The organism is Bradyrhizobium sediminis (assembly GCF_018736105.1).
GTDB lineage: Bacteria > Pseudomonadota > Alphaproteobacteria > Rhizobiales > Xanthobacteraceae > Bradyrhizobium.
Genome location: NZ_CP076135.1, coordinates 3,738,089 through 3,764,839 on the forward strand (window position 1 = coordinate 3,738,089; position 26,751 = coordinate 3,764,839).

The 26,751-nt window shown below is 62.5% G+C and carries 29 protein-coding genes; 16 read left to right on the forward strand and 13 right to left on the reverse strand.

All coding sequences use genetic code 11. The features are described 5' to 3' along the window. Nucleotides 1–70: 70 nt before the first annotated feature. The gene (locus KMZ68_RS18045) at nucleotides 71–1,423 is read right to left on the reverse strand and encodes a globin-coupled sensor protein (protein WP_215612543.1); all 1,353 of its coding nucleotides are present in this window, start codon (nucleotides 1,421–1,423) and stop codon (nucleotides 71–73) included. 382 nt (nucleotides 1,424–1,805) lie between these two features. Between KMZ68_RS18045 and KMZ68_RS18050 the strand changes: the two genes are divergently transcribed. The 3 genes from KMZ68_RS18050 to KMZ68_RS18060 all read left to right on the forward strand — a co-directional run bounded on the left by KMZ68_RS18050 (nucleotide 1,806) and on the right by KMZ68_RS18060 (nucleotide 4,888). Next, nucleotides 1,806–2,522 carry a Crp/Fnr family transcriptional regulator gene (locus tag KMZ68_RS18050; protein ID WP_215612544.1) on the forward strand — a complete coding sequence of 239 codons (717 nt, stop codon included), beginning with the start codon at nucleotides 1,806–1,808 and terminating at the stop codon, nucleotides 2,520–2,522. Nucleotides 2,523–2,714: 192 nt separating this feature from the next. Then, complete coding sequence (locus KMZ68_RS18055; RefSeq protein ID WP_215612545.1) at nucleotides 2,715–3,947, forward strand: GNAT family N-acetyltransferase; 1,233 nt, start codon at nucleotides 2,715–2,717, stop codon at nucleotides 3,945–3,947. Further along, nucleotides 3,944–4,888: a JmjC domain-containing protein gene (locus KMZ68_RS18060; RefSeq protein WP_215612546.1), complete on the forward strand. Its 945-nt coding sequence runs from the start codon at nucleotides 3,944–3,946 to the stop codon at nucleotides 4,886–4,888. The genes KMZ68_RS18055 and KMZ68_RS18060 overlap by 4 nt, the downstream gene beginning before the upstream one ends. A gap of 1,051 nt (nucleotides 4,889–5,939) precedes the next feature. Here the strand turns inward: KMZ68_RS18060 and KMZ68_RS18065 are convergent. The 6 genes from KMZ68_RS18065 to KMZ68_RS18090 form a co-directional block, all read right to left on the reverse strand. Next, the gene (locus KMZ68_RS18065) at nucleotides 5,940–6,380 is read right to left on the reverse strand and encodes an NIPSNAP family protein (RefSeq protein ID WP_249779397.1); all 441 of its coding nucleotides are present in this window, start codon (nucleotides 6,378–6,380) and stop codon (nucleotides 5,940–5,942) included. Nucleotides 6,381–6,635: 255 nt separating this feature from the next. Beyond that, the gene (locus KMZ68_RS18070; RefSeq protein ID WP_215612547.1) at nucleotides 6,636–9,038 is read right to left on the reverse strand and encodes a hypothetical protein; all 2,403 of its coding nucleotides are present in this window, start codon (nucleotides 9,036–9,038) and stop codon (nucleotides 6,636–6,638) included. Nucleotides 9,039–9,380: 342 nt separating this feature from the next. Further along, nucleotides 9,381–9,527, reverse strand: a complete 147-nt coding sequence (locus KMZ68_RS26250) for a type II toxin-antitoxin system HicA family toxin (RefSeq protein ID WP_215612548.1) — start codon at nucleotides 9,525–9,527, stop codon at nucleotides 9,381–9,383. Further along, nucleotides 9,524–9,727: a type II toxin-antitoxin system HicB family antitoxin gene (locus tag KMZ68_RS18080; RefSeq protein ID WP_215612549.1), complete on the reverse strand. Its 204-nt coding sequence runs from the start codon at nucleotides 9,725–9,727 to the stop codon at nucleotides 9,524–9,526. The genes KMZ68_RS26250 and KMZ68_RS18080 overlap by 4 nt, the downstream gene beginning before the upstream one ends. A 62-nt stretch (nucleotides 9,728–9,789) precedes the next feature. Next, on the reverse strand, nucleotides 9,790–10,455 hold the full coding sequence (locus tag KMZ68_RS18085) for a DsbA family oxidoreductase (RefSeq protein ID WP_215612550.1): 666 nt from the start codon (nucleotides 10,453–10,455) through the stop codon (nucleotides 9,790–9,792). 182 nt (nucleotides 10,456–10,637) lie between these two features. Next, nucleotides 10,638–11,459, reverse strand: a complete 822-nt coding sequence (locus KMZ68_RS18090; protein ID WP_215612551.1) for a helix-turn-helix domain-containing protein — start codon at nucleotides 11,457–11,459, stop codon at nucleotides 10,638–10,640. Between the two features lie 121 nt (nucleotides 11,460–11,580). Here KMZ68_RS18090 and KMZ68_RS18095 point away from each other — a divergent pair, with 121 nt between their 5' ends. Continuing rightward, nucleotides 11,581–11,979: a hypothetical protein gene (locus KMZ68_RS18095; RefSeq protein WP_215612552.1), complete on the forward strand. Its 399-nt coding sequence runs from the start codon at nucleotides 11,581–11,583 to the stop codon at nucleotides 11,977–11,979. A gap of 97 nt (nucleotides 11,980–12,076) precedes the next feature. Here the strand turns inward: KMZ68_RS18095 and KMZ68_RS18100 are convergent, their stop codons facing one another. After that, nucleotides 12,077–12,541, reverse strand: a complete 465-nt coding sequence (locus KMZ68_RS18100; protein WP_215612553.1) for a group III truncated hemoglobin — start codon at nucleotides 12,539–12,541, stop codon at nucleotides 12,077–12,079. A gap of 80 nt (nucleotides 12,542–12,621) precedes the next feature. Between KMZ68_RS18100 and KMZ68_RS18105 the strand changes: the two genes are divergently transcribed. Genes KMZ68_RS18105 through KMZ68_RS18115 form a run of 3 tightly spaced genes read left to right on the forward strand, consistent with a single transcriptional unit; the run spans nucleotide 12,622 to nucleotide 14,080 of the window. Beyond that, nucleotides 12,622–13,053 carry an RrF2 family transcriptional regulator gene (locus KMZ68_RS18105; RefSeq protein ID WP_215612554.1) on the forward strand — a complete coding sequence of 144 codons (432 nt, stop codon included), beginning with the start codon at nucleotides 12,622–12,624 and terminating at the stop codon, nucleotides 13,051–13,053. A 16-nt stretch (nucleotides 13,054–13,069) separates the two neighbouring features. Continuing rightward, a complete protein-coding gene (locus KMZ68_RS18110) occupies nucleotides 13,070–13,360 on the forward strand; it encodes a DUF6522 family protein (RefSeq protein ID WP_215612555.1) in 291 nt (96 codons plus the stop codon). Between the two features lie 48 nt (nucleotides 13,361–13,408). After that, the gene (locus KMZ68_RS18115) at nucleotides 13,409–14,080 is read left to right on the forward strand and encodes a class I SAM-dependent methyltransferase (RefSeq protein ID WP_371741351.1); all 672 of its coding nucleotides are present in this window, start codon (nucleotides 13,409–13,411) and stop codon (nucleotides 14,078–14,080) included. Between the two features lie 8 nt (nucleotides 14,081–14,088). On the opposite strand, the gene KMZ68_RS18120 is transcribed toward KMZ68_RS18115, so the two are convergent. After that, nucleotides 14,089–14,802, reverse strand: a complete 714-nt coding sequence (locus KMZ68_RS18120; protein WP_215612556.1) for an SET domain-containing protein — start codon at nucleotides 14,800–14,802, stop codon at nucleotides 14,089–14,091. Nucleotides 14,803–15,000: 198 nt separating this feature from the next. Here KMZ68_RS18120 and KMZ68_RS18125 point away from each other — a divergent pair, with 198 nt between their 5' ends. After that, nucleotides 15,001–15,603, forward strand: coding sequence for a hypothetical protein (locus KMZ68_RS18125; protein ID WP_215616390.1), 603 nt, complete (start codon nucleotides 15,001–15,003; stop codon nucleotides 15,601–15,603). An 11-nt stretch (nucleotides 15,604–15,614) separates the two neighbouring features. On the opposite strand, the gene KMZ68_RS18130 is transcribed toward KMZ68_RS18125, so the two are convergent. Then, a complete protein-coding gene (locus tag KMZ68_RS18130) occupies nucleotides 15,615–16,346 on the reverse strand; it encodes a TetR/AcrR family transcriptional regulator (protein ID WP_215612557.1) in 732 nt (243 codons plus the stop codon). Nucleotides 16,347–16,455: 109 nt separating this feature from the next. Between KMZ68_RS18130 and KMZ68_RS18135 the strand changes: the two genes are divergently transcribed. Further along, on the forward strand, nucleotides 16,456–17,859 hold the full coding sequence (locus KMZ68_RS18135; RefSeq protein WP_215612558.1) for a carotenoid oxygenase family protein: 1,404 nt from the start codon (nucleotides 16,456–16,458) through the stop codon (nucleotides 17,857–17,859). Between the two features lie 22 nt (nucleotides 17,860–17,881). On the opposite strand, the gene KMZ68_RS18140 is transcribed toward KMZ68_RS18135, so the two are convergent. After that, on the reverse strand, nucleotides 17,882–18,259 hold the full coding sequence (locus KMZ68_RS18140; RefSeq protein WP_215612559.1) for a hypothetical protein: 378 nt from the start codon (nucleotides 18,257–18,259) through the stop codon (nucleotides 17,882–17,884). A gap of 231 nt (nucleotides 18,260–18,490) precedes the next feature. Here KMZ68_RS18140 and KMZ68_RS18145 point away from each other — a divergent pair, with 231 nt between their 5' ends. The 3 genes from KMZ68_RS18145 (at nucleotide 18,491) to KMZ68_RS18155 (ending at nucleotide 20,151) form a co-directional block, all read left to right on the forward strand. Then, nucleotides 18,491–19,066, forward strand: a complete 576-nt coding sequence (locus KMZ68_RS18145) for a hypothetical protein (RefSeq protein WP_215612560.1) — start codon at nucleotides 18,491–18,493, stop codon at nucleotides 19,064–19,066. A 77-nt stretch (nucleotides 19,067–19,143) separates the two neighbouring features. Continuing rightward, entirely contained in the window at nucleotides 19,144–19,698 is a 555-nt protein-coding gene (locus KMZ68_RS18150) for an inner membrane-spanning protein YciB (RefSeq protein WP_215612561.1), read from the forward strand. Nucleotides 19,699–19,854: 156 nt separating this feature from the next. Further along, nucleotides 19,855–20,151 (forward strand): hypothetical protein, encoded by a 297-nt coding sequence (locus tag KMZ68_RS18155; RefSeq protein ID WP_215612562.1) that lies wholly within the window; start codon nucleotides 19,855–19,857, stop codon nucleotides 20,149–20,151. Nucleotides 20,152–20,289: 138 nt separating this feature from the next. Here the strand turns inward: KMZ68_RS18155 and KMZ68_RS18160 are convergent, their stop codons facing one another. Then, nucleotides 20,290–21,942 carry a fumarate hydratase gene (locus KMZ68_RS18160; protein WP_215612563.1) on the reverse strand — a complete coding sequence of 551 codons (1,653 nt, stop codon included), beginning with the start codon at nucleotides 21,940–21,942 and terminating at the stop codon, nucleotides 20,290–20,292. Between the two features lie 127 nt (nucleotides 21,943–22,069). Then, nucleotides 22,070–22,312: a hypothetical protein gene (locus KMZ68_RS18165; protein WP_215612564.1), complete on the reverse strand. Its 243-nt coding sequence runs from the start codon at nucleotides 22,310–22,312 to the stop codon at nucleotides 22,070–22,072. Between the two features lie 310 nt (nucleotides 22,313–22,622). On the opposite strand from KMZ68_RS18165, the gene KMZ68_RS18170 reads away from it, so the two are divergent. The 4 genes from KMZ68_RS18170 (at nucleotide 22,623) to KMZ68_RS18185 (ending at nucleotide 26,708) form a co-directional block, all read left to right on the forward strand. Next, nucleotides 22,623–23,102, forward strand: coding sequence for a hypothetical protein (locus KMZ68_RS18170; protein ID WP_215612565.1), 480 nt, complete (start codon nucleotides 22,623–22,625; stop codon nucleotides 23,100–23,102). A gap of 180 nt (nucleotides 23,103–23,282) precedes the next feature. Beyond that, nucleotides 23,283–23,450, forward strand: coding sequence for a hypothetical protein (locus KMZ68_RS18175; protein ID WP_215612566.1), 168 nt, complete (start codon nucleotides 23,283–23,285; stop codon nucleotides 23,448–23,450). 104 nt (nucleotides 23,451–23,554) lie between these two features. Continuing rightward, the gene (locus KMZ68_RS18180; protein ID WP_215612567.1) at nucleotides 23,555–23,914 is read left to right on the forward strand and encodes a GFA family protein; all 360 of its coding nucleotides are present in this window, start codon (nucleotides 23,555–23,557) and stop codon (nucleotides 23,912–23,914) included. 214 nt (nucleotides 23,915–24,128) lie between these two features. Beyond that, entirely contained in the window at nucleotides 24,129–26,708 is a 2,580-nt protein-coding gene (locus KMZ68_RS18185; RefSeq protein WP_249779398.1) for an autotransporter outer membrane beta-barrel domain-containing protein, read from the forward strand. The last annotated feature ends 43 nt before the right edge of the window (nucleotides 26,709–26,751 follow it).

Here is a 26,751-nt window from a genome sequence, read left to right on the forward strand (position 1 = left end):
TTTCTCGGTACAAACCACGACTGCGCTGATCGCAACGCGAACGCATTCTTGCGCCGACGCGCCATCCGCATCAGGCAGCCCGGATCATCGCGAAGAAACCTTCGACATTGTTGCGCAGCATCTCCGACTGCTGCGAGAGCTCGTTGGCGGAAGACAGCAATTGCGTTGCGGTCTGGCCGGTTTCGCTCGCGGCCTGACTGACACCGCTGATGTTGCTGGAAACGTCGTGGGTGCCGCGGGCAGCCTCCTGAATGTTGCGCGCGATCTCGGCCGTCGCCATTCCCTGTTGCTCGACGGCCGCCGCGATCGCCGTCGCAATCTCGTTGACCGACGCGATCGTCGTTCCGATTTCCTCGATCGAACCGACCGATTGCCGGGTTGCGGTCTGGATCGCGAGAATCTGCTGGCTGATTTCGTCAGTCGCCTTCGCGGTCTGTTCGGCCAGCGCCTTGACCTCGGAGGCGACGACGGCAAATCCCCTGCCCGCATCGCCGGCCCGCGCCGCTTCGATAGTGGCGTTCAACGCCAGCAGGTTGGTCTGCCCAGCGATGCTGTTGATGAGTTCGACCACGGCGCCGATCCGCTGCGCCGCTTCCGCGAGGCCCTGCATGCCGGCGCTGGACTGGCCGGCCTGCTCTACCGCCTTGCCCGTCATCCTGGTGGACTCCGTCACCTGACGCCCGATCTCCCTGACCGACGACGTCAGTTGCTCGGTAGCCGACGCCACCGCCTGCACATTGGCGGACGCCTCCTCCGAGGCTGCGGCCACCGTGGTCGTTTGCCTGGTGGATTGTTCGGCATTGGCGGCGAGCGTATTGGCGGCGTTCTGCAGATTTTCCGCCGAGCCCCCGACCGTCTTCAACACGATCTTCATCTGGCCGTCGAAATCCCGGATCGCGGCAGTGATCTTGTCCTGATGTTTCTGACGCTCCGCCAGCATCGCTTCCTGATAGACCGAAATCGCGATGTCCATGTCGAGCAGCACCGCGCAGTTCAGGGCGGTCAGCACCGCCGCGAGATGACCCGGCTTCCATCGGTAGTGGCGAACAGCGAGCGCGGCGAGCTGGCCCAGCACGAAATTGTATCCGCCGATGTACCAGCGCGGCTCCAGCCCGATCTTGTTGTGGATCAGACCGATCGTGCGGACACCCTGCATGTACTCATGATCGAAGCGGCCGTTGAACAGCCGCGCCCAGTGCGACCGCTGGGCGGCCTTGAGGCGGGGAATGTCGCTGCCGATCAGGCGCGCGAGTTGCGGCTCCCTGGTGACATGCCGATAAAAGCCTTCGAGCACCTCCGGCAGCGCCGGCTCGACTATCTTCCAGAACTCGCGCAGCAGTTCGCCGGTCGTGGCGTCGATGCGCATGAAGCGCATCCTGATTTCGCGATCCTGGCTGCTGTCGGCAAGAGTTGCTTCCGTCATGAACATTTCCTCAAATGGATGCCTAATGAAATTTTTCGACACAAGCCCCGCGTCCCGGCAGGGCCGGATAATGTGGTTTCTTCACCATCAAAAAAAATAGATTGATTCTCTGAAAAACTCCGAGCTCGATAACTTGATCCAGGTTGTTGATCTACATCAAGTGTACGCGAGCAAACGCGGCGCCGGAGCCTTCAAGCTGCCGCCGCTCGAGCCATGACTGCGGCCGATGGCGCCGCAGGCATTAAAGCTAATTACAATTTGGTTTTGCTCAATTAGCTAATTCTGATAGATGCAGATGCAACTTCCTCCCCGCGACGGGAGGAAAGTTCATACACAACCTAACGTAGAACCTATGTGAGCCCGTTTGGCCAAACACTCTGATATGTCCATTGCGTCGATTTGCGTAACCTGCCCTCACCGCGAAACCGGCTTTTGCGGGACGCTGCTCGGGTCGCCCTCGGAAACCCCGGAGGCAGACCGGCCGGTCGGCTGGCAGCACTTCGCTGCGGCCCGGGCAGGCGAGCAGATCGCCTACCGAAATCAGCCATCCAACGACATATTCGTACTCTGCACGGGCTGGGCCTTCCGCTACTTTCAGCTTGCCGACGGCCGCAGGCAAATTCTGAAATTCCTGCTGCCGGGAGACTTCTTTTCTCCTACTGCGATTTTCGAGACAGCGTACCATTTCTCGGTCAAGGCATTGACCGAGGTCCAGGTGAGCGGAATCGCGCGCTCCGAAATCCTCACGAGGTGCGCCGCCAGCCCCGACATCCGATGGGCCGTGGCAAATTCCTGCGCCGCTGAAACTCGCGAGGCGACCGAGCTTGTAACCGTGCTGGGCCAGCTTTCGGCCGAAGAACGCATCGCCTATCTGTTGTTGCACTTGATGTCGCGAGTAGCGGCGAGGAACGTGATCCGTGAACAGCGCTACCCGTTTCCGTTGCGCCAGCAGCACATCGCTGACGCGGTCGGGCTGACCCCCGTCCATGTCAGCCGGGTGTTCAGCCAGCTTCGCGAACGCCGCATTCTCGCAATGTCCGAGGGCATGCTCAGGGTTTCCAACCTTGCGGAACTGGAAAAGATCGGTTCGCTGCGATAGCGCTCCACCTCGAGCGCCGCGGACACGCCGCTCACGACGTCCGCATCATGAACAGCCGGTTAACACCACCGCTCGAATTGCATCTCCGCTCCAGCGGGTTTTTCCAATCTTTTCCGTTAGCGTCCCCGTCAACGCAATGCAGGAGGCGGCGCACGCGCCCGCTACGGTCGTCGCGAACGGGGAAACGGGGACGTGGTCGAGATAGCTGATACAGCGCTGGTGCGCGGCAGTTCGGTAATCGCCGGCAAGCGGCCGCCGGCGGAGGCGGCTTCGCGTGGCGGCGATGGCCTTGCGCCGCTCACGGCCGTGGCCACGAGCCAGTGGCGCGCGCTTGCCGAACGCGCCAACGAGCCGAACGGCTATTACCTCCCCGACTGGGAATTGGCGGTGAACGCCTCCGCGCGCGGCCGTACCGGCGTCGCGGCGCTGTCCGCGTGGAGCCAACCTGCGGCGGCAAACGGCGGCGCGGCGCGGCTGATCGGGCTCCTGCCCGCGATTTCAATGTGGCGCGCCTGGAAGATCCCGCTGCCGGTTCTGGTAAGCGCCGATCCCTACGGCACGCTTGGCACCCCGCCTCTCGATCGCGACTTGGCCGAGGACGCCGCCGCCGGGCTGATGATGCAGGCACGGAAGGCCGGCGCCCATGCGCTGATCCTGCGCGACATGTCGCTCGACGGCGCGGCCATGAAGGCGTTCAGGGAAGTGCTGCGGCAGGGCGGCATGCGTCCGCGTCTGCTGCAATCCCACCTCCGCGCCTGTCTCGACGCCACGCGCGATGCCGATGAATGCCTGCGCGATGCGCTGGGGCCGAAGAAGCTGAAGGAACTGCGCCGCCAGCGCAACCGCCTCGCCGAGCACGGCGAGGTCCGCTTCGAGGTCGCGAGCACGCCGCAAGCGGTCGCCTCCGCAGTCGAGATTTTCCTGCAGCTGGAAGCTTCCGGCTGGAAAGGCCAGCGCGGCACCGCGCTGCTGCAGCATGACGGCGATGCCGGCTTTGTCCGCCGCGCCACCACCGCACTCGCCGAATTCCGCCAATGCGAGATCGTGACGCTGTCGTCGGGCGAAACGCCAGTCGCGGCCGCGGTCGTGCTGCGGCACCAGGACCGCGCGTTCTACTTCAAGCTCGGCGTCGACGAGCATTATGCGAAATTCTCACCCGGCGTGCAGCTGACGCTCGATTTGACGCGGCATCTCTGCGCCGATCCCACGATCAGGCTGGTCGACTCCACCGCCGGCGCCGATCATCCGATGATCAATCCGATCTGGCGCGGGCGCCTTGCCATCGGCGACGTGCTGATTCCGCTGCGGCCGCACGATCCCGTGGTGCCGCTGGTCCGCGCCGCCTTGAAGCTTCGCCAGCTGATCCGCGAGCCGCTGCGCCATGCCGTTCATTTGATCCGGAAACGCCAGGAGAAACCGTCATGACCACCGTCACCGCCTTTGCGCCGGTGCTGACCGCGGAGAATCACGCGCTGAAGCGCGACTTTCCGTTAAAGCCGTTCGCGATCCGTCACCGCCTCGCCGGCCATCCGCTGTTGAACCTGCCGCGCATCGCGCAGCTGGCTTCGGAATTGCCGCGCGACCTGATCGAATATAATTCAGGCAAGGTCGCGATCAGCCAGGACCCGGATGCGATTCCATCGGTCGATCTCGATCCCGTGGAAGTCGTGAAGCGCATCGAAACCGCCGGCGCCTGGATGGTGCTCAAGCGCGTGGAGAACGCGCCGGAATATCGCAGGCTGCTGGAAGACACGCTGCTGTCGGTGGCGCGGGCGCGCGGTTTCAACAGCCTGCTCGACGCCGGCTTCGAGCAGGTCGAGGGCTTCATCTTCGTGTCCTCGCCGAATTCGACCACGCCGTTCCATCTCGACAGCGAAGACAATTTCTTCGTCCAGATCCACGGCGAGAAATTCTTCACGATCTACGACAACAACGACCGCGCCATCGTCTCCGACGAGGAGATCGAGCGCTCGATGACCAAGCACCGCAACCTGAAATATGACGAGCGTTTTGCGTCGCGCGGCACCGAATTCCACATGTTCGCGGGCGACGGCTGCTATGTGCCGTATCAGTGGCCGCACTGGGTGCGCACCGCCGACAGCCATTCGATCTCGATGGCGATCACCTGGAAGACCCGCGAGGTGCGCCGCGTCAACGATTTGCACTTCTTCAATTCGATGCTGCGCGGCATCGGCCTGCCGCAACAGCCGCCGGGCCGCCAGCCGGTGCGCGATGTGCTCAAGCTTGCCTTCTATCGCACCGTGATCGCCGCGATCAGACCGCTGCGCGGCTCGCTCGCGATGCGCCGCGTATTGCGGCGGATCGCGCTCGGCAAGCGGGCCAATTATTATCTGAAGGACGCGTGAGGCGTCGAGCCGATCGGCCTGCGCTAAAGCCATTTCCACTTCAGATGCTCCATCCTTCGAGACGCATCGCGGAGCCTGTCATCGGGCGCGCATTCGCGCGACCCGTTGGCGATGCTCCTCAGGATGAGGTCTCAGTCCCTCATGGTGAGGAGCGCGTCTTCGCGCGTCTCGAACCATGAGGCCCCGCGAGAAGTGTACTGGTTCGAGCAAGCTGGAAAACGCCCTAACGGATTTTGATTTCAAACAGCGTACGCGCAAACGCAGCTTCGCGATCTCGCGGCGTGTTTCGCCCGAGGCTTGCCATCGAATTTCCTTTGGCCCTCCGGTCAGAGGGCGCAGGGAAGACCGGGTGCGCGCTGCACCCGCGGTCTCGTGTGCAAATATGTGCGAAAAAAACGCACACGAGCATACAGGTTCAGCGGGAGCATCCCGGCCTTCCCTGCGCAATGGTTTTACGGCTTATACGTGATCTCCCCGGCGACCGGGCTTTCTTGCCACCGTCGCCCGCGCTCCCTAGCGCGAACTTGACACCAGCGTCGGGGTGTCAGGACCACACGACTTCGCCGTCCGCCAGCTGCACGCCCGTCTCGCGCGCCGCCCGCGTCCACCGCATCCCGCCCCTACGTCCGTGACGTTCGCGAAACGCCCCTCTGATGGGACGGGATGCGATCGATATAGACCGATTTGCTATTTCGGAAAATCAGAATATTTTTGCGAAGAGGGCTTTACAGACTTCTGCGTGATTTGCCCGTCGGGTCGATTGGTTGAATCGATTGAACAAATCGGCTCTTACGTGCACGGGCTGTTCGACGAAAATTTCTGCGACGGAGACCGCGCGATGCAAGGACGGCCAAATCACGGAAGCCGCAACGTCGTCATTGCGATAAGCGCAGTGCGTGCGCGCCCCAACACGAATTTCGGGGCCTGTATCGCTCCCGTTCCCGAACCGCCTTACTTCGGCGGCGAGTGCGGCGCCGTCAGAATGATCGTCGAATGCATCTCTTCGGCATCGGCCCGCTCTTGCCGAGAAATTCCTGCCATGCCGGATCTTTCATGGGCGCTGGCACGCGCCTTGGCGCGCGCGTTCAAGTCGGCCCGTCGTTGCGGGGGGCACCGGCGCCCGCACCACCTTGAGCAGGCGGGCATCCTGACGCACTATCAGCGGAATGTTCTCGTCGGTCCAGCGCGGGTTTTTAGCGAGTTCGCCATGCAGTCTCGCCCGCTCGTTGAAGTCGGCGTAGCTCCAAAGATGCATGACCTGATTGAGCGGCCCGATCTCGGTCGACCAGTAGCCTTCGAGCTTGCCGTAATCGTCCTTGCGAATATCGCGGGACACGGTGCTCGACGCCTTGACCATCTCGCCGAGGGCAAGGTTCGTGAAATGACTGAACGACGCGGTGCACCCATGTCGGCGCAGCCGATGTATAGGCGCGCTGTTGTCCTTGAAGACTAATGTAGTGATTGCTTCAGTTGATACAAAGTCGAAGTTCAAAAAAGCAAAGCCCCCGCGGGGGACCTCTTACTTCGCTTGATCAACTAATCCTATATTAGTTGTGGCTCTTCATTTGAGGGCTTTGCTCAGAGGACGACAGGTACCTTTGCAGTTTCGCACCCGCTTCAGCAGCCTGTTCCTTCCGTACGGCGGCCTCGTATTCGTCGCGGCCCCTGCGGAATCTTTCGTCCCAAGAAGGATCTTGCATTGCTAAGGGATTGAACTCTTTCATGACGTGAGCTCCAAGACTAAGATTTAATTCCTATGCAACGTGAAGTGCAAGACGGATCTTGTCAATGCCCGGTTGCTTCGCCAGTAGTGAGGCGGATCAAATAACGGGTCATACGCGGGTCGAGTTTCCGCAAGGTTAACGACCTGCGCCTTGTCGCGCGCGGCCGCAGCCAAGAACGCGCGTACGAACCACGACTTCCGTGCGTATGAGGGAATATTTTGGCCGTTGTGAGACTGCTCGGGTAGGCAGATTACGGCTTGGCCATTGTCTTTTAGGCACTGCACAATGGCCGTCGGCAGCCCCTTATAGAGTTCCACGTTTTCTTCATAGTTGTCCGTGTTGAATGCGTAAGGGGGATCCGTGATCAGAATGTCAACCTCCTTCCGGAGGGACTTAAGCAAACTCAGTGCATCAATGTGAAGCTTGTCGTCAAACTCAAAGCTCGTGCCTTGTATTTGCACGGCCTCCAGAGGCACGATGATCTCTGGGCTGTACCAGCCCTTTTGAATGAGGAGTCGCTCGTTAAGAGGCTTCACGTCTTGATCAGGTCTGAGACTGCGAATATCGGCCAGTAGTTGGCAACGTAACGCAAAAGACTCGAACTCAAACAGGAGTGCCTTTGTAAGAATGGCTACTTTGTCCTTCTCTTTGTACAGAGCATAGCCGATTCGCAGAATTGCTCTCCAGCAAAGATAGGTAAGCACTCTCAGCGGCAAGAACTCCGGCTCACTAAAGGCTAGAAGAGCAGGGCTGAAGTCGTACTCGCGAAGCTGCCGGACGCCAGCCTGCGTCTTTGACGCTTCAGGAGCGTTTTGTACCAGCAACATCAGCATAGCAGTCAGGGACCATTCAAGGCCTGCTTCGATAGCGACTGGGGGTTTTGGCTTAGGCCGTCGTACAGAAATCGAGGTTGCCCCCTCGATTGCCCTCTTTACGAGTTCTTCCATAGCAGGCCCGGTAAGACCCCTGAGCAGCCCTGCCAAGCCGTTGATCGAAAGGGGGATTGAAGAAACTTCAGATGACAGGTGGTGCTTGATTTTCGGCGACGTTTCTCCATGCGCGAATTGCGGCAGTGAGAAAAAGGCGAAGTTGTCGGCTCGCGCTATCCCAGCGGGCTTCGACAGGTCTCCGGCTACGAATCTTACTTTGCCAGGAAATCTCAGAGCTTCCAGCGCTGACGTGCCCGATCCAACAAAGGGATCGCAGATAACCGTGGTCCCACGACTTTTTGTTCGACCGGCCAAACAAAGGTTCAGCATCGCGCTAGTCATCGTATGCGGGGCCGTCACCGGTGCGTACCAGCCGGGTTTTGTCTCGTCAAAGATAAAGAATGGAGATGAGTTACGAAAAACTCGCGCATACAACATGATGTACTGTTCACTCGAGCGATTGTGCTGCTCGTCGACTCCAAAATCTCGGAAGAGAAAGAGCGCTTGGTGGGCAAGAGGTTGTCCTTCCGCCGCGAAAGCTTCGATCTCATGATGAGGATCCTGTAATCCCGGCATCGGAGTCACGATCTTATTCAGCTCATTATCCGCAATAAGGGAATCCCAGAAATCCGGGGCAGGTTGCCCGCCAATGAAGAACTTGTCTTTCGGTATCCGAATTTGAAAGACACCTCGTCCGCTGTCGCCTTCGGCGCGCGCCGAGTCATAAAGATCTAGATGTTCATTGGCGACAAGGAAGAGAGGCAGTTTGCCGTCGTCTTTTGCGGCCAGTCTCAGACCAGCATGATAAGTGCTCATCCTCGAAAGTAGCGCCGACCTTTCAAATTTTCCTGTGTTGCGGATGTATAGAAGTGGGCCGGCCGAATGGACGTACCCCGATCGTCCGACGATGCTGGGGAGGTCAATTTTGAGATCATCGGAAATGGATACTGCGCAAGTTGCATAATACGCGTCCAACACTATCAGTCCGCGCAGGCTCGCGCCGTGAAGATCGCAGATTTGCTTCGGTGCCTTGCCGAGGAGATCTTTAATGTCGGTTTGGTGCTGCGCAGACTCACAGATCTGTAAGTAAAGCTCGGCAAATTTAGCGGGGCTGTTACTGGTGAGGTAGAGGTCGCCGATCGTGGACGAGATGGTCTGAAACTCATTCAATGGAGCGACAAGGGTATCCCAAATGGCAATCAGTTCGAATTCAAGCGCCCGCGAAGAATGGAACGAAACATTTATTTCGGATCGGCTGCGAGGCAAGGCATAGTATCGGAGCAAGTCTCGTAGTTCGCCGTAGCCCAGCGAAGTCACTCCACAGCCATAGCGCAAGATAAACAAGTAACTGTTTTGGTGATAATACTCCTTAATGAAACAGCTGGCGAAAGTTGTCGATAGTTCTTGAGAAGTGCCAGAGATTTGAAACTGTTCGAGAGTCTGAGAGATCGCTATTCGAACTGCATTAAACAGCCGATCTCCATCTGAGGCCGTCATCCGCCAATATCCCCCAAAAACAACAGCTTCAGGTTGTCCATAAGGCTTGTCAAGCGTCTACCGTCCTATGTTGCGATGCGATCGAAGCCCGCCGACGAACTCGCTAGCTAGATCTGTCCACAACCGTAGTTTGGGAGGCCCGCAAGCGAGCCTCCCTTTTCCGACCGGACGTCGGCGTGGATCATCGCTGATCCTCAACCGGCTTCGGTTCGCGGATAACGAGGCGGCCAATCACCGGCATCGCGGCTCATGCGGGCCTAATGTTCGGCGCCGATGCGCGGCACTAAAGATCCTGATCTGAAAGATCAGCGAGCTTCATCAGATGTCGCAACAGACCTGTCTTCAGTGCTTGTCGCCGTGAATTGGAACTGACAGCCGCACGACGCTGCCGCTCTTGCTGCAAATATGGTGACTGCCGCTAACGCGAAGCAATGACCAACCGCGCCGCTCGACGAGACGAGCAAACTCGCGGCCGGTTATTGATTTCATGCAGGCAATTCCAGCATCCGTTCGGTGCCACCGGGCTCGGGCGGGGCGACTTCAATCGAAAGACATCCCTCGATCGCCTCATGAAGATTCTTTATGAGTTCATCCATGCTGTCGCCCTGCGTGGCGCAACCGGGAATAGCGGGGACTTCGGCCCAAAAGCCTCCCTCCTCAGCCTCATGGATGACGATCTTGATTTTCATTGGCGATCTCCAGATCGAACTGTCGCGCGGACAGCCGACGAATTCAAGCCTTGCTGAGGCCCCTACTCCGCCGCCTGCGCGTTCACTTCCGCCGATACCTGACGGATGGCGCGGGCAAGCTGCTCGGCCGGCTGCGCGCCGGACACCGCGTATTTCTGCGCAAACACGAACGTCGGTACGCCGGAGATGCCCTTGTCGGAGGCGTCCTTGGCCTGCGCCGAGATCAGGTCGACGTCTTCGTCGGTCGCCAGGCGCTTGCGCACGTCCCCGGCATCGAGGCCGACGTCGGCCGCCGCCTGCACCAGCACATCGACGTCGGTGAGATCGCCGCCGTCGCGGAAATACAATTCCATCAGCCGCTGCTTCATCTCGGCGGACTTGCCTTGCGCATCGGCCCAGTAGATCAGCCGGTGGCAGTCTGTCGTGTTGGGCTGCCGCTTGACCAGTTCGGGCCGGTAGGTGAGGCCCTCTTCGCTCGCCGCGGCGACGACGCGGCCGGCGATGCCCTTATAGGCCTCGACCGAACCGAATTTCGCGGTGAGATATTCGTCGCGGCTGATGCCCTCGCGCGGTACCCAGGCATTGAGGAAGAACGGCCGCCAGTTGATCTCGACCGGCACGTCCGGCGTCAGCGCCAGCGCGTTCTCGATGCGGCGCTTGCCGATATAGCACCACGGGCACACCACGTCGGAGACGATGTCGATCTGAAGCGGTTTCAGGGTGCTCATCAGGCCAGCCTTTCGTGAAATGATGTTTGCAAAATAGGCCGATCGGGGCGCGAAACAAGGGCGTGGGCCGCATGCCCCGCACCACATAACCTCCGGGGTTATTGTGGTTGCGGCTCCGGATTCGTAACTACGCATCAGGACCTGAACCGCGGAGCCCGGCCATGACCGCCACGACGCCGCGCCTACTTCAAATTCGCCGCCAGCTTCCGCATCCGCTCGGCGGTCAGTTCGTCGGCGGGGAAGAACGTCTCCAGCGCCAGTTCCGACAGCGTGATGTCGACCGGCGTACCGAAGATCATGGTGGTGGAGATGAAGCTCAGCACGTCGCCGTCAAGCCGCAGCTTGAAGGGGATCGCGACATTGTCCGACGACAGCGGCGCCGGGCGCGCCGGCATCGGATAGCCCTTCAGCTCCGAATAGAGCTTCAGCAGTTCGGGATCGGCGGTGGCCTCGCACTGGCGGTGCAGCCGCTCCAGCAGATGGCTGGACCATTCGGCGAGGTTGACGGTGCGCGGCGCCAGCGCTTCGGGGTGAAAGGCGAGTCGCAGGATGTTGAGGGGCTGGCCGAGCAGCCGCTGCGGAATGCCTTGCAGCAGCGGAGCGACCATGCGGTTGGCCGAGACCAGGTTCCAGTGCCGGTCATAAGCCAGCGCCGGATTGGGCTCATGCGCCTTCAGCACCAGGTCGATCGCCGCCCGCGCCGGTTTCAGCGCGGGATCGTCGAGCGAGCGCTGCGGAAACGCCGGCGCATAGCCCGCCGCCACCAAGAGCACATTGCGTTCGCGCAAGGGAACCTCCAGCCGTTCGGCGAGCTTCAGCACCATCTCGCGCGACGGCGCCGCGCGGCCGGTCTCGACAAAACTCAAATGCCGCGCGGATATCTCTGCGTCGCCGGCGAGATCGAGCTGGCTGAGATGACGGCGCTGCCGCCATTCGCGCAGGTGATCGCCGATATGGACGGGCTGGGTGTTCTCGGCGCGGGCCGTGGCGGTGTGTGCGTTCATGGTGCGAAAACCTACCATGCGAATTTCGCGGCTTCCATTACCTCCGACGTAATCGAATTCCCTCCCCGGCCGGATCATCTTCGCATCACTGTGGTCCACCCCTCTGCAAAGGAGAACTGCCATGATCCAGCCATCCCTGTTTCTTCGCCGCGCCATCCTCGCCGACGCCATCTTCAGCGGCGTCTCGGCGGTGCTGCTCACGCTCGGCGCCGGCGTGCTCGCGCCGTGGCTCAGCCTGCCCGAGACGCTGTTGCGCGAGACCGGCCTGTTCCTGATCGCCTATGCCGCGCTGGTCGGTTGGCTCGGCACGCGGCAGACGATGCCGAAAGCATTGGTGGCGATCGTGGTCGCCGGCAATGCCGCGTGGACGCTCGCCAGCATCGCGCTGCTGTTCTCTGGATGGGTCAACCCCAATCTGCTCGGCGAGATCATGGTCGCGGCGCAGGCGATTGCGGTCGGCGCGTTTGCCGAGCTGCAATATGTCGGCCTGCGCAAGAGCGGCGGCGCGGTCACGGCGTGAGCCGCGGCTGCATCACCCGAAAACAACGGCTGCCGCAGAGGCCTCGAAGCCTGGCGGCGGCCGATCCGTTTCCGTCAGCTCCGGATTACGGCGGCGATCATCCCGCCATCTCTCCTGCCCCGCTACGCCGGAACCTTTCGCCGTTGCCGAGCAACACGCCCTGCGCGCCGGCGATGCCGAGTTCGAGGCTGGCGGCAATCCGCCGCGCCAGTTCGACGAAATGGGTGGCGGCTTCCGGGGAACAGACCTCCCGGGCGGTTTCCTCGAACAGCGCCAGCCAGCGGTCGAAATGATCGGCATCGACCGGCAGCGGCATGTGCTTGGCCATCGGCGTGCCGTGATAGCGGCCCGACATCAGCGCCACCGACGACCAGAACGCAAACATCCGCTGCAGATGCGGCTCCCAGTCGTGAATTCGCGCTTCGAAGACCGGTCCCAGCACCGCATCGCTGCGGACCCTGGTGTAGAAACCGCGCACCAGCCGCTCGATCAGCGGCTCGGTGATGCCGGTCCGGGCGACGATCTCGGCCGTGATCCTTTCGCGCCGTTCTGCAGGGGTCACGACGATCTCCTCAAATAGGTATTTCAAATACCTATTTAGACGGCTATAGTCGGTTTGCAAGGCCTTTTTTCGGGGATCCCATGCGCCTGACGTCGTTTACGGATTTTGCGTTGCGCGCGCTGATGCGGCTGGCCGGCGAGCCGGCGCGGTCGTTCGCGACCAACGAGATCGCCACCGAGTTCGGCATCTCGCGCAATCATCTGGCCAAGGTGGTGCGCGACCTCGCCGATGGCGGCTTCATCAGCACCCAGCGCGGCGCCGGCGGCGGCTTCATGCTGGCGCGGCCGCCGCAGTCGATCACGCTCGGCGAAGTGGTGCGGGCGCTCGAGGATCGCCACGCTTTGGTCGAGTGTTTTCGCGACGACGGCGGCACTTGCGTGCTGAAGCCGCGCTGCCGCCTGAAGGCCCGCCTTGCCGCCGCGCGCGAAGCCTTCATGCGGGAGCTCGACGCCACCACGCTGGCGGAATGCGCCTATCCCGCCCGGTCAAGAAAGGCGGCAGGCATCGCATGAGAGTTGGGCACAGGCCATGAAACCGGTTGAATTCGAGAACGGCGCCGTTGCGATCGACGCCTCTGTGATCGCCGAGGGGCTCGGCATTGCGCTGCCGCTGTTCAGGGAGCAGATGCGCGCCGGCAAGATCACCGGCCTCTCCGAGCGCGGCGTCGATGCCGACAGCGGCCGCTATCGCCTGACCTTCTTCTCCGAGCACCGGCGATTTCGTGTCGTGGTCGACGAAGCCGGCGCGATCCTGCAACGCTCGACGCTCGATTTCGGCGATGCGCCGCTGCCGAAATCGGTCCGGAAACCCGGCGGGTAGCCCGATGTCATTCCGGGGCGGTGCGAAGCATCGAACTCCGGTGCGCGATTGCGCATCCGGGGCCGGGTGCTAGCATCCGAGGGCAACAGAAGGCGCCGTATGACGTCCGTGAAGGTGAGCGGTACCGAAGGATATGCCGACGAGGCCGAGGAGCTTTTCCGGCGCTATGAAGCCATCCCAGCCGCCGATGCCCACCGGGCGGTTCTGCATCTGCTTCCGGCGGCACCGGGCCGCATCCTGGATATCGGCTCCGGAACCGGGCGCGATGCCGCCTGGTTCGCGGCACAGGGACATCGCATCGTCGCGGTCGAACCGACCGATGCGCTGCGCCTCCGGGCCATGGCGCTGCATCGCTCGCCGCGGATCGAATGGCTCGACGACAGCCTGCCGGATCTGGCCCGGCTGCGGCTCCGCGACGACAGCTTCGATCTCGTCATGCTGACCGCGGTCTGGATGCATCTCGACGGGCCGCAACGCCGGCGCGCGATGCCAAACCTGGCGTCCCTGGTACGAAGCGGCGGCGCCGTCATCATGAAAATCCGGCATGGGCCGGTTCCACCGGGACGGCGCATGTTCGAAATTTCGCCCGAGGAGACGATCGAGCTTGCGCGGATACAGGGCTTGCAGCCCGTTTTGAATCTGCGCAACGAATCCAGTCAGGACCAAAACCGCGCCGCCGGCGTCACCTGGACCAATCTGGCATTCGTGAAGGCCGGCTAATCCGGGGCTTAAGCCGAGGCGCGGCGTTCCCGGCCCGGCTTCGCTTTTGCCGCCGCAAGGATCCCGGATTTTACCGGCGTCGCCTTGCCGGCGGCGGATTTTCCGCCGTGCCCGTTCATCAGCTTGCCGTTCAGCTTGATGCCGTTCGCCTTAACGCCGGTCGCCTTAACGCCATTGGTCTTGGCGCCGTTCAGCTTCTGCTTCAGCTTTTCGGCCTTCGCCGCCAGCTTCTCGGCTTGCTTCAGGGCCTTGCGCTCGGCCTTGGCCTTCAGCCGCGCCTTCTCGGCCCTCGCCTCGGCGCGCTGCTTCTTGCGCTTCTTCTCGCAAGCCGCGCATTTGCAGCCGATCGGCTTCAGATAGGCCTTGAAGTAGTCGGTGCCGTAATCGTAGTTGATCTCTTCGCCGGGCTCGATGTTCTTGATCGCGCGGATGAACACCTTGCGCTTGCGCGGTTTGACGTCGGATTCGGCGTTCGGCTTGCAGGCGTGGTTGATATAGCGGGCGATGTTCTTGCGCACCGAACCGTCGATGGTCCAGCGGTTGTTCAGCTCGAACAGGTATTTGTTCTCGATCGCGTCCTCTTCCTTCTTCCGGGAATCCAGCAGCGGCCCGAAATAGCGGATGATCTTGGCGCCCTTCTTGATCGGTTTGGTGGCGAAGAGGCCAAGCCCGGTGCGGGAACGGCCGACGCGGTACGGTTTATTCGACGGAATGGCAGACATGATCGACTTGAACTGACACGCTATGGAGGGGATTGCGAAGCCGCTGTTCTAGGATGATTCCGGGCCAATGTCAGGCCTTTCGCGCATTTCGCGTGAACCTTCCCCAGATTGCGCACGTCGAAGCATCAGCGGTTCCGCAATCAAAATGGCGGCTGGATGAAGCGCGTCCCTCACCTCCTCGTCCCCGGCGTGCCGGTCATGCCGCAAATGGCCCTGTCGGCGCTGTTCTGGGCCTGCTTCGCCCTGATTCCGCCGGCCAGCGCCCAAACATTCGGCAGTAGCTACACTTCGACCGCCCCCAGGGATTGCCGGGTCAAGAGCGCCGGCAACGGCGTCGACGATTCCACGGTACGGGTTTGCCCGGGCAAGGCCGGGCTCGTGGTCGTCATCAGCGAGGATGACCTGCGCGAGGCGGTCTCGGTCGGCCACAGCCGCGCCGCGGCGGACCGGGAGCCGGCGGCGGAGACTTCCTTCGGGCCGTTCAACTCGACCACCCACACTGTGGAATGGCGGGCCGTGGACGGCAAACCCTTCGCCATCATCCAGCGCTGGCACATCGCCGACAATGCCGACGAGGACAAGAACGGCCGGCCGATCGCAAAGCCGTTGCTGGCGGTAACGCGGTTGCCGCCGGGGGCGGTGTGCCATGTCGCCTATGTCGACGTGAAGGCCAACCCCGATGCCAACGAACTCGCCCGCAAGGCCGCCGATGAAATCGCGCGCGGCTTCACGTGCGGCAAGGACGAGGTGAAGGTAATCGGCGCCAGCGGCCGCGCCGTGGAGCTGGCGAAGCGGCGCTGAACAACGCTGATCTATGGCCCCGGCGGCCGGGCCACGGTCGACCTCAGCATGGCGTCCAGCAGGGTCTCGGCATCGTTGCCTGGTGGCAGCCGCCGCAGGACGTCGGTCAGCCGCCCGTCGAGCAGCAGCATGGTGAAGCCATGGACCAGCGACCACGCCTTCACAATGGCTGCAGCCTGTTCCAGCGACAGCGCTTGGTCGGAAATCTGCTCCTGACGGCTGACCCCGATCGCGCCGGCGAGGCCGGCGAACGAAGCGTTGGCGGCCTCGTGCAGCGATGGCCGCGCCATATCCAGCCGCTCGGTGCGGAACATCAGCCCGTACATGCCCGGATGCGCCTGCGCATAGGCGACATAGGCCTTGGCGCGGGCCAGCGCCCTGAGCAGCGGCGGCGCATCGACCGCGCCCGCGGCCGCCATCGCCGCGTTGAACTGGCGGAACCCGATCGCGGCGAGTTCGCTGACGAGGCCGGTCAGGTCGCCGAAATGATGGGTCGGCGCGGCATGCGACACGCCGGCCTCGCGCGCCACCGCGCGCAGCGTCAGGCCGGCCAGCCCGTCGCGCTCCAGCACCGTCTCCGCCGCCGTGAGCAGGGCGTCGCGCAGCGCGCCGTGGTGGTACGGCGTATCCTCGCCCGCGGCTGCGGCGCGCGGCGCCGGCCGTTTCCGCGGCAAGCGCGCCGGAGCGCCCCTGTTGGCGGCAGGCCGGGCGCGGGTCTTCAGTGCAGCGGGTTTTCTTGCCATCTCATTCTTATAGCCCCTATTTTTACACTGTAAAGATTTTGCTTGACGATGGCTGCCATGCTCTGTATTCATATCTTTACGATGTAAAGATAAATCCAGGGAGCGAATGATGCAGCAGGAAGCAGCGACCAAGGCGGCCCGGACCAATCTGGCGCCGATCCCGTTTGAATGCGACGCGCCGTTTCTGAAGGTCGTCGGCGAATTGCCGCGCGAACTCAACGGCACGCTCTACCGCAACGGCCCCAATCCGCAGTTCGAGGCGCCGGGCGCGCACTGGTTCGTCGGCGACGGCATGCTGCACGCCTTCCATCTCGAAAACGGCCGCGCCAGCTACCGCAACCGCTGGGTCCGCACCCCGAAATGGCAGGCCGAGCATGATGCCGGCCGCGCGCTGTTCGGCGGCTTCGGCCGCAAGCTGCCGGATACGCCGGCCTCGGTGACCCCTGACGGCGGCGTCGCCAACACCAACATCATCTTTCACGCCGGACGGCTGCTGGCGCTGGAGGAAGGTCATCTGCCGACCGAGATCGAGCCCGGCACGCTCAAGCGAACAGGCTACTGCGACTATAATGGCGGCATCTCGGGGCCGTTCACCGCGCATCCCAAGATCGATCCCGTCACCGGCGAGATGGTGTTCTTCGGCTACAATGCCGCCGGGCCGCTGACCCCTGCCCTCTCCTTCGGATCCGTCAATGCCTCCGGCGTGGTGACGCGGTTCGACCGCTTCGAAGCGCCCTATGCCAGCATGGTGCATGACTTCATCGTCACCGAGAATCACATGCTGTTTCCGATCCTGCCGATCACCGGCAGCATGGAGCGGGCGATGCGCGGCCAGCCGCCTTACGCCTGGGAGCCGGACAAGGGCGGCTATGTCGGCGCCATGAGGCGCAACGGCTCGCCCGGTGACATCGTCTGGTTTCGCGCCGAGACCTGCTACGTCTTCCACGTCATGAATGCCTGGGAAGAAGGCGACCGCATCATCGCCGACGTCATGCAGTTCGAGGAAGCGCCGCTGTTCCCCCATCCCGACGGTTCGCCGACCGACCCCAGGAAGTCGCGGGCGCGGTTGTGCCGCTGGACCTTCGATCTCGCCGGGAATACCGACCGCTTCACGCAAACCTATCTCGACGACATGACCGGCGAATTCCCGCGCATCGACGACCGCCGCGCCGGGCTTGCCTCTCGCCACGGCTGGTACGCCTGCGCCAATCCCGATCTGCCGTTCGTCGGTGCGCTTTGCGGCATCGTGCATGTCGACGGCAAGGGCTCGCGGCTCGGCAACTATCTGCTGCCGGAAGGCGACACCATTTCGGAAGCCGTGTTCGTCGAGCGCGGCAAGGACGCCGCCGAGGGCGACGGCTGGCTGCTCGCGGCGGTGTGGCGCGCGCGCGAAAACCGCAGCGATCTCGCGGTATTCAACGCCACCGACGTCGCCGCCGGCCCGGTGGCGCTGGTGCAACTCGGACATCGCGTGCCCGACGGTTTTCATGGCAATTGGGTGGGGGCCATGTGAATCGGCTGTTGAACCGGTCCCGTCAAATGAACATCGCGCCGATCGCCATCGAGAGCGGCATCGGCAGATAATGAAATGCGAATTCTGATCTCGGTTCGCCGAATATCAGAATTTGTATCAAAGCAACGAAGAGAGCCAGACACCCGTAAGCAATTGGACCGAGCATCCAAGTGACCGATCGAAGCCAAAATGAAGTGGCGATCCAGATACCAATCAGCACAACGTGCGCGTAAACGAGATAGTGTTGCGTTCGAAAGACGTCCCAGAGGATCCACGTAGCAATCGTGGCCACGGCACTCATAGCCATTGAAATCCAGAGCGTTCTTCGCTCCGGTGGCTCTATGAGCGCAAGGCAGGCGAGTGGAATTCCCAACAAGGGGAATACGAACATGAAAAACAAGCCGAACTTCATGCACGGCATAGTGCCAGAGATGCATTAAGAAAACCTCTGGCTGCATAGGCTCGGGACTTTGCCGGCAATCGAACCACAAGACTCCGTTCGAATAATTATAAAATAACCACCATTTTCGAATAACTCACATTATGTTGACACTGTAAAGATTTCGCTTGACGCTTCCGCCCTCTCCCCGTATTTATCTTTCCACTGTAAAGATAAGCCTGAGAGGCGGCCATGACGATATTCCTGATCCTTGCCCCCTACGGCGTGTTCACGCTGCTGATGCTGGTGACGTCCGCCGCCGCCAGCCTGTTCGCGGCCGCCGCGATCTGCCTGCTGGCGATCGCCTATGACATTGCTCGCGGCCGCTCGCTCAAGATCCTCGGCGCCGGTACCGTCGTGCTGTTCCTCGCCATCGGCTTCTACCTCACTTTGGTCGATGACACCCTGAGCAGTTCCGCCGTCAAACTGACGATCGATATCGGCGTGCTCGCGATCTCGCTCGGCTCGCTGGCGGTCCGCAAGCCGTTCACGCTGCAATATGCGCTCGAAGTGGTGGACGCCGAAACCGCCGAACAGCCCGGCTTCATGCGGGCGAACTACATCATCACCTGGGCGTGGTCCGCCTGCTTCCTGCTGATGATGATCGGCAATATCGCGCTGATCTATGTGCCGGGCCTTCCGCTCTGGCTCGGCCTGCTGATCGCGTTTGCTGCCCGCAACAGCGCGGTCTATTTTACCAAATGGTATCCCGAATACCGCAAGGCGAAGCACGGGCCTGCGCCGGCCAAGGCGCTATCCGGAATCTGACCGTATTCACCAATCGAACGGGTGCGGCCGCCGTCATGGCACCCGTCGCAAATGGCAGGCCCCCAGGGAGCACGACGATGAAGGACGTATTCGCCAAACTCGCGCAGGACTTCTTCTCCACCATCGTGTTTCTCGCGGTGTACCTGATCACGGACAATGTGGTGCTGGCGACGTCGGTGGCGATCGCCGGCGCCGTAGCGCAGGTGATCTACAGCAAGGTCAGGGGCGAGCCGCTCGGCTACATGACCTGGGCGAGCCTCGGCCTCGTGATCGTGCTCGGCAGCGCCACGCTCCTGACCCACGATCCGCGCTTCGTGCTGGCCAAGCCCGCGATCGGGCATTTCGCCGTCGGCGCCATCATGCTCAAGCGCGGCTGGCTGCTGCGCTACCTGCCTCCGATCGTGACCGAAACCATTCCGCAATATGTCACGGCGGCGGGCTACGCCTGGGCGGCGCTGATGTTCGTGCTCGGGCTTGGCACCATCGCGGTGGCCGCGACCGGCGATCTGAAGCTGTGGACGCTCTATGTGTCGGTGGTCCTGATCGGCGCCAAGGTGGCGGCGTTCGCGATCCAGTATGTCGCCTTCCGCCTGCTGGTCAGCAGCCGGATCCGCGCCGCCGCCCGCGCCTGACCGCCGGTCCGCGCGAACAAGACGCGTCACGGCAAAAGGCCGCGGCTAACCGAGATCAATGTGCACGGGCCGAAAGATGCGCTATACCGCCGCCCGAGCCAAACCCAATCCCAGAACCATTCCGGTTTTGCGAAGAGAACGTGAGGAGACCTAGAGATGGCCGTGGACGGAAACTGGAATATCGTCATGACCACCCCGATGGGCGAGCGCAAGGCGACGCTGACCCTGAAAAGCGCCGGCGGCACGCTGACGGGCACGCAGGGCGCCGACGGCAATTCCGGCGAAATCTTCGACGGCACCGTCTCCGGCGACGACGTCGCCTGGAAGATCTCAATCACCAACCCGATGCCGCTGACGCTGGCGTTCTCCGGCAAGGTCGCCGGCGACAGCATGTCCGGCGAAATGGGCATCGGCCCGATGGGCAGCTTCCCGTTCACGGGAACGCGGGCGTAAGCGCCTCATCTTGGTCGTCCCGGCGAACGCCGGGACCCATATGCCGTGGCGGCCGTTGTCGGACGCGATGGTCGCCGGCCTTCCCCTCAACAATGAACGCCCGGGATTATGGGTCCCGGCGTTCGCCGGGACGACAACCTACCCCAGATTCAATTCCTTGAAGAAGTCGTTGCCCTTGTCGTCGATGATGATAAAGGCCGGAAAATCCACGACCTCGATGCGCCAGATCGCTTCCATGCCGAGTTCGGGATATTCCACCACCTCGACCTTCTTGATGCAGTGCTCGGCGAGATTGGCCGCCGCCCCCCCGATCGAGCCGAGATAGAAGCCGCCGTGCTTCTTGCAGGCCTCGCGCACCGCGACCGCGCGGTTGCCCTTGGCCACCATCACCATCGATCCGCCCGCCGCCTGGAACTGGTCGACGAAGGAATCCATGCGGCCCGCCGTGGTCGGGCCGAAAGCGCCGGAGGCGTAGCCGTCGGGCGTCTTGGCGGGACCGGCGTAATAGACCGGATGGTTCTTGAAATAATCCGGCAGCGGTTCGCCCTTCTCCAGCCGCTCGCGCAATTTGGCATGCGCTGAATCGCGCGCCACGATCATGGTGCCGGTCAGAGACAGCCGCGTCTTGATCGGATGCTTCGAGAGCGTAGCAAGAATGTCCTGCATCGGCTGGTTGAGGTCGACTTTCACCACCTCGCCGCCGAGCGCCTCCTCCACCGCGGGCAGATACTGCGCGGGATTATGCTCGAGCTCCTCGAGATAGACGCCGTCTTTGGTAATTTTGCCGAGCACCTGGCGGTCCGCGGAACAGGATACGCCGAGCCCGATCGGCAGCGAGGCGCCGTGGCGCGGCAAGCGGATCACGCGGACGTCGTGGCAGAAATACTTGCCGCCGAACTGCGCGCCGACGCCGAGCGACTGCGTCATCTTCAAGATTTCCTGCTCCATCTCGAGATCGCGAAAGGCGTTGCCGTCAGGCGAGCCATGGGTCGGCAGCGCGTCGAGATAGCGAGCCGAGGCCAGCTTCACCGTCTTCATGCAGAGTTCGGCCGAGGTGCCGCCGATGACGATCGCGAGATGATAGGGCGGGCACGCCGCGGTGCCGAGCGTCAGCACCTTCTCCTTCAGGAACGCCAGCATACGGTCCTTGGTGAGAACGGACGGCGTCGCCTGGAACAGAAAACTCTTGTTGGCGGACCCGCCGCCCTTGGCCATGAACATGAACTTGTAGGCGTCATCACCCTCGGCATAGATCTCGCACTGCGCCGGCATGTTGTTGGCGGTGTTCTTCTCCTCATACATCGACAGCGGCGCCACCTGCGAATAGCGCAGATTGCGGCGCAGGTAGGCGTCGCGCGCGCCTTCCGAGAGCGCGGCCTCGTCGTCGCCCTCGGTGATGACGTTGCAGCCCTTCTTGCCCATGATGATCGCGGTGCCGGTGTCCTGGCACATCGGCAGCACGCCGCCGGCGGCGATGTTGGCGTTCTTCAGAAAATCCAGCGCCACGAACTTGTCGTTGGGGCTCGCCTCCTTGTCATCGAGGATCGCGCGCAACTGCTTCAGATGCCCCGGCCGCAGATAATGATTGATATCGCCGAACGCGGCCTCGCTGAGCGCCCGCAGCGCCTCGCGCGACACCACCAGCATGTCCTTGCCCAGCACCTTCTCGACCCGCACCCCCTCGGCCGTGATCTTCTTGTACGGCGTGGTGTCCGGCCCCAGCGGGAACAGCGGGGTGTGCTTGTAGGGCGGGACGGGCTTCTGGTCGGGAAAGGCGGTGGGGGCGTTCATGGGGGACTCGCAAGGTTTTCGGAACCGAAAGCGTCTGTCTTGAGACGCCCGGCGATCGAACCGTTCTAAGCACTTTTTGGATAAAAGGAAGGTTCCGAATGGCTACCAGCCGCGACCGGACCCTCATTCACCCCTTCCCTTGCTGCTTCTCCGCATAGGCATCGACCAGCGCGCGGATCATGCGTTGATAAGGCACGCGACGCTGGCGGGCGGCGCGCTTGAAAAACGCCACCGAGCGCTGCGACAGGCTCAGCGTCACCTTCACATTTTCCTCGCGCAGCACCAGCCGGTCCGGCGACGGCAGGAAGTCCTCGACGACCCTGACACGGCCGATCTCGCCCTTGCTGTATTTAACTGTTGGCTTTTTCATAGATCGCCTTTCCTTTGCGCCAATAGCCCGCCCCGAAAATCCTGATCTTCCTGTTTCGCCATGTGAAGCGCACCGTCATGATGGCGCCCTCAACCCGGCCGATGCGGCGTCCCATTCGAAATCGGACATCGGTCCTGACCATCCAGATATGGATATTCTACCATAGCAAAGTATGGCTTGAAAGGCCGCTTCCTCGGCTTGAACGGGGTGGGTATCGCCGGGAAAACACCTCAGATGAAGTTGACTTTCGAATGGGGCTCTTGCAGGAACCGCCCGCGCCAGCTTCAATGGCCCAAAGGGGCATTCACGCATGACATCACGACGACCGTTTCGCCGCCCGACCTTGCTCGCCGCCGCGCTGGCCGGGATCGTCGCGTTTTCCGCTTCCCCCGCCCGCGCCGACCGCTGCGAGGATATCGCCAACCAGCTCAAGAGCCAGATCGACGGGCTCAAGATCGGCATCACCGCCGCCAGAATAGTCTATCTGTCGCATCCCCATGCGAGGGAGCTCTCGCTGGGCTGCCGCGGCGCCAGCTACTCCAACGAGCTCTACGCCAAGGCCGACAGCCGCAAGCCGAAGCCGGAATTCTACGAGCTGGTCGCCAGGGCCGGCGCCATCGTCTTCACCATTCCGAAGCCCGATGTGCTCACCGGCGCCACCCGCTGCATCAAGCGGATGGGCCTGTTGCGCGGCGACACCGTCAAGATGCGCTTCCGCCGGCTCAACATGGAATGCAGCCGCACCAAGACCGAGGCGTCGATCGCGATCACCCGCGGCAAGGATGAGTGAGCGGGCCTCTCTGCGGGCAGAGCATTCGATAAAATACCGGCCAATTTGAGGGAGTTTGGAGCCTGCCGTTCACCATCCGGCGGGAATGGCCTTGATGGCGCGCGATCGCTGCCGCGGATTCATAAAGCATTCGGTTCCGCCGCCTCACAGTCGGCGGCAACGAAGCCAAGGATCTCCCAGATGAACGTTTCTGCCGTCAGCGTCTCCATCCCGGTGAGGGCGCCGGAAGCCGGCGAGCCCAAGCCGCCGCAAGTCAAACCCGAGGATGACCGCGCCGGCCTGCCCAAGCCGACGGGCCTTGCCCCCCTTCCCCCGGGCCAGGGCAGGCGGATCGACCAGATCGCGTGAGGGCGCCACGCCCCCCCGTGCAATGCGCCTTGCATTGACGTATGGCGCCGGGGTTGTGGCGGGGCTTATACTGCCGGCATCGGCCACTCACGGATGCGATACCGATGCCCGACACCAAGACCTACACCGGCGGCTGCCATTGCGGCATGGTGCGCTTCGAATGCACCAGCGACCTTGCCATGGTCACCGCGTGCAACTGCTCGATCTGCACCAAGAAGGGCCTGCATTTCACCTTCCTGGCGCCGAAGAGTTTCGTGCTGCGCGCCGGTGAGGATAATCTGAAGGAATACCTCTTCAACAAGCACGCGATCCGGCATCAGTCCTGTATCGACTGCGGCGTGGAAGTGTTCGCCAACGGCACCAAGCCTGACGGCACCGAGGTGGTGGCGCTCAACGTCAGCTGCATCGACGGCATCGAACTCGCCAAGCTGACCATGACGCCGATCGACGGGCGGAACAGGTAGCGAGCCATCCCCAAGTCGCCCATCGTCCAATCGGATGATGATGTCAAAAATCAACAACGCCAATCAAACGCAACGCCCTCCTCCGACCGGGCGATGCTCGTAGTCCCTGCGCGAGTTATGAGACTTGCTCGGCTCGATTCCAGGGACAGCCATGACAGCTCGAGGCGCGCATTCACCACTTCGCAATTCAGGCCGGAGAACAAAGCCGTCGCTCGTGCGCGGCATCCGCCTGCGCGCGATCCTGCTGGCCTCCTCCGCGCTGGTCTCCGCCGCGTTGCCCACGACCGCGCATGCGGTCGATGCGACATGGCTCGCCGCCCCCGCGAACGGCAATTTCAACAACGCGGTCAACTGGAACCCGGCAACCCCCGACGGCACAGCGACGTTCGGCGCCAGCAATACCACCGCCATCGATTTCACCCAGCCGACGTTCCTGGGCGGGCTGCTGTTGAATGCGAACGCGGCCAATTACTCTTTCACGATCGGCGCCAACGGGTTGGTCAGCTTTTCGGGCGATGGCGTCGTCATCAATGGCGGCAGCGTCACGTTGAACAACCCCAATGCCGACGGCATTCTCAGATTTCTTGCGTCGAGTACGGCAGGAGCAGCGACAATCAACAATGACGGCTCTTTGACTTTTGCCGACGCCGGCACCGCCGGCACCGCCCGGATCAACAGCCAACTCCAGATTGACTTCTTCGACACCTCATCCGCCGATCGATCAACCATCACGGGCGGAGTGGGCATCCAGTTCCACCAATCCAGCACGGCGGCGAACGCCACCATCACGAGCGATGGGACGATCAACTTCCTCCAGAATGCCACGGCGGCAAACGCGACGATCACCAGCAGTGGCAGAGTGTTCTTCTTCAATTCGAGTAGCGGCGGGACCGCTCGCTTTGTCATCGACAATGGCGCGTTCGATATCTCTTTTCTGACCACGACCGGGACTACGGTCGGCTCTATCGAGGGGACCGGCACGGTCGCTCTCGGGGACAGAGCCCTCACCGTCGGCAGCAACAATCTGTCGACGACGTTCGCTGGCGTGATCGGAGCCAGCATCACCGGCGGCTCGCTAATCAAGCAGGGCACCGGCACGCTCACCCTGTCGGGCGCCAACACCTACTCCGGCCCCACATTGGTCAACGGCGGCACGCTCGCAGTCGATGGTTCGATCGGCGCGTCGTTCGTCACGGTGAATACCGGCGGCACCCTGGCCGGCTCCGGCACCGTGGGCGACACCACGGTCGCCGGCGGCACTCTGGCGCCGGGTGGCGGTGCCACCGCCATCGGCACATTGACCGTCCAAGGCAACGCCCCGGCCAATCTCTCCTTCACCGCAGCCTCGACTTACCTCATTCAGGTCTCGCCGGCGAATGCAAGCCGCACCAATGTGACGGGAACGGCGACGCTCGGCGGCGCAACGGTGGCGGCCAACTTCGCGCCCGGCAGCTATGTGACGAAGCAGTACACCATCCTCCATGCGGCCGGCGGCGTGAGCGGCACTTTTGGCGCGTTGACCAACACGAACCTGCCGACAAACTTCGAGTCCTCTCTCAGCTACGACGCCAACAACGTCTTTCTCAACCTGAAGCTGGGCCTGCTCGATTTTGGCAACGGCCTCAGCGTCAACCAGCGCAACGTCGCCAATGCACTGATCAATTCGTTCAATACCGCGGGCGGCATTCCGCTGGTGTTCGGCGCGTTGTCGCCCGCCGGACTGACCCAGATTTCCGGCGAGACGGCGACCGGCACCCAGCAGGCCACCTTCCACGCCATGAACATGTTCATGGGCCTGATGACCGACCCGAACCTGGCCGGGCGCGGCGGTCCAGCCACGCCGGCGAGCGGCGTAGCGAGATATGCTGATGATGCCCCCTCTTCGCGCAGCCGCGTCAGCGATGCCTTTGCGGCGATCTCGAGCAAGGCTCCGCTGCCGGCGGAGTTGTTCACCCCGCGCTGGAGCATCTGGGCAGCCGGCTTCGGCGGATCGCAGAACACAGACGGCGACGACGCGCTCAGCTCCAACAAAGCCGCCAGCAGGATCTTTGGCGCAGCAGCGGGGGCCGATTATCACTTCTCGCCCAGCACGGTTGCCGGTTTCGCGCTGGCCGGCGGCGGCACCAATTTCAACGTCACCAACAGCGGTAGCGGCAGCTCCGACCTGTTCCAGCTCGGCGCATTTTTCCGTCACAACCAGGGTGCCGCCTATGTCGACGCCGCGTTGGCCTATGGCTGGCAGGATGTGACCACGAACCGCACCCTCAACATAGCCGGCGCCGACCAGCTCCGCGCCCGCTTCAATACCAACGCGTTTTCGGGACGGATCGAGGCAGGCTATCGTTTCAGCACGCAAGTAACCGACTTCACGCCCTACGCGGCCGGCCAGTTCACCACTTTCAGCCTGCCGTCCTATTCCGAGCAGGTGGTCTTCGGGACGAATACCTTTGCGCTCGCCTACAATTCGAAGGATGTCACCGCCACGCGTTCCGAAATAGGCCTGCGGACCGAGAACGCCATGGCCCTTGGCGACACGACCCTGGCCCTGCGGAGTCGCCTCGCCTGGGCGCATGACTTCAACCGGGATCGCAACGTCGCGGCCGTGTTCCAGGCCCTGCCGGGCTCTGCCTTCGTCGTCAACGGCGCGCGACCGGCCGCGGACTCTGCACTGACCACGGCATCCGCCGAGATCATCTGGCGCAACGGCTGGTCGGCGACGGCGGCTTTTGAAGGTGAGTTCTCCGCCATCACACGCAGCTATGCCGGAAAAGGTGGGATCCGATATAGCTGGTGACAGGCGGCATCGATCTCGCCAGGCTGGCGATGACGCCGATCGA

Coding starts and splice junctions, on each gene's coding strand:
- KMZ68_RS18045 (WP_215612543.1), bottom strand. CDS start 1,423: ATGACGGAAGCAACTCTTGCCGACAGCAGCCAGGATCGCGAAATCAGG.
- KMZ68_RS18050 (WP_215612544.1), top strand. CDS start 1,806: ATGTCCATTGCGTCGATTTGCGTAACCTGCCCTCACCGCGAAACCGGC.
- KMZ68_RS18060 (WP_215612546.1), top strand. CDS start 3,944: ATGACCACCGTCACCGCCTTTGCGCCGGTGCTGACCGCGGAGAATCAC.
- KMZ68_RS18070 (WP_215612547.1), bottom strand. CDS start 9,038: ATGACGGCCTCAGATGGAGATCGGCTGTTTAATGCAGTTCGAATAGCG.
- KMZ68_RS26250 (WP_215612548.1), bottom strand. CDS start 9,527: ATGAAATCAATAACCGGCCGCGAGTTTGCTCGTCTCGTCGAGCGGCGC.
- KMZ68_RS18080 (WP_215612549.1), bottom strand. CDS start 9,727: ATGAAAATCAAGATCGTCATCCATGAGGCTGAGGAGGGAGGCTTTTGG.
- KMZ68_RS18085 (WP_215612550.1), bottom strand. CDS start 10,455: ATGAGCACCCTGAAACCGCTTCAGATCGACATCGTCTCCGACGTGGTG.
- KMZ68_RS18090 (WP_215612551.1), bottom strand. CDS start 11,459: ATGAACGCACACACCGCCACGGCCCGCGCCGAGAACACCCAGCCCGTC.
- KMZ68_RS18095 (WP_215612552.1), top strand. CDS start 11,581: ATGATCCAGCCATCCCTGTTTCTTCGCCGCGCCATCCTCGCCGACGCC.
- KMZ68_RS18105 (WP_215612554.1), top strand. CDS start 12,622: ATGCGCCTGACGTCGTTTACGGATTTTGCGTTGCGCGCGCTGATGCGG.
- KMZ68_RS18110 (WP_215612555.1), top strand. CDS start 13,070: ATGAAACCGGTTGAATTCGAGAACGGCGCCGTTGCGATCGACGCCTCT.
- KMZ68_RS18120 (WP_215612556.1), bottom strand. CDS start 14,802: ATGTCTGCCATTCCGTCGAATAAACCGTACCGCGTCGGCCGTTCCCGC.
- KMZ68_RS18125 (WP_215616390.1), top strand. CDS start 15,001: ATGCCGCAAATGGCCCTGTCGGCGCTGTTCTGGGCCTGCTTCGCCCTG.
- KMZ68_RS18130 (WP_215612557.1), bottom strand. CDS start 16,346: ATGGCAAGAAAACCCGCTGCACTGAAGACCCGCGCCCGGCCTGCCGCC.
- KMZ68_RS18135 (WP_215612558.1), top strand. CDS start 16,456: ATGCAGCAGGAAGCAGCGACCAAGGCGGCCCGGACCAATCTGGCGCCG.
- KMZ68_RS18145 (WP_215612560.1), top strand. CDS start 18,491: ATGACGATATTCCTGATCCTTGCCCCCTACGGCGTGTTCACGCTGCTG.
- KMZ68_RS18150 (WP_215612561.1), top strand. CDS start 19,144: ATGAAGGACGTATTCGCCAAACTCGCGCAGGACTTCTTCTCCACCATC.
- KMZ68_RS18155 (WP_215612562.1), top strand. CDS start 19,855: ATGGCCGTGGACGGAAACTGGAATATCGTCATGACCACCCCGATGGGC.
- KMZ68_RS18160 (WP_215612563.1), bottom strand. CDS start 21,942: ATGAACGCCCCCACCGCCTTTCCCGACCAGAAGCCCGTCCCGCCCTAC.
- KMZ68_RS18165 (WP_215612564.1), bottom strand. CDS start 22,312: ATGAAAAAGCCAACAGTTAAATACAGCAAGGGCGAGATCGGCCGTGTC.
- KMZ68_RS18170 (WP_215612565.1), top strand. CDS start 22,623: ATGACATCACGACGACCGTTTCGCCGCCCGACCTTGCTCGCCGCCGCG.
- KMZ68_RS18175 (WP_215612566.1), top strand. CDS start 23,283: ATGAACGTTTCTGCCGTCAGCGTCTCCATCCCGGTGAGGGCGCCGGAA.
- KMZ68_RS18180 (WP_215612567.1), top strand. CDS start 23,555: ATGCCCGACACCAAGACCTACACCGGCGGCTGCCATTGCGGCATGGTG.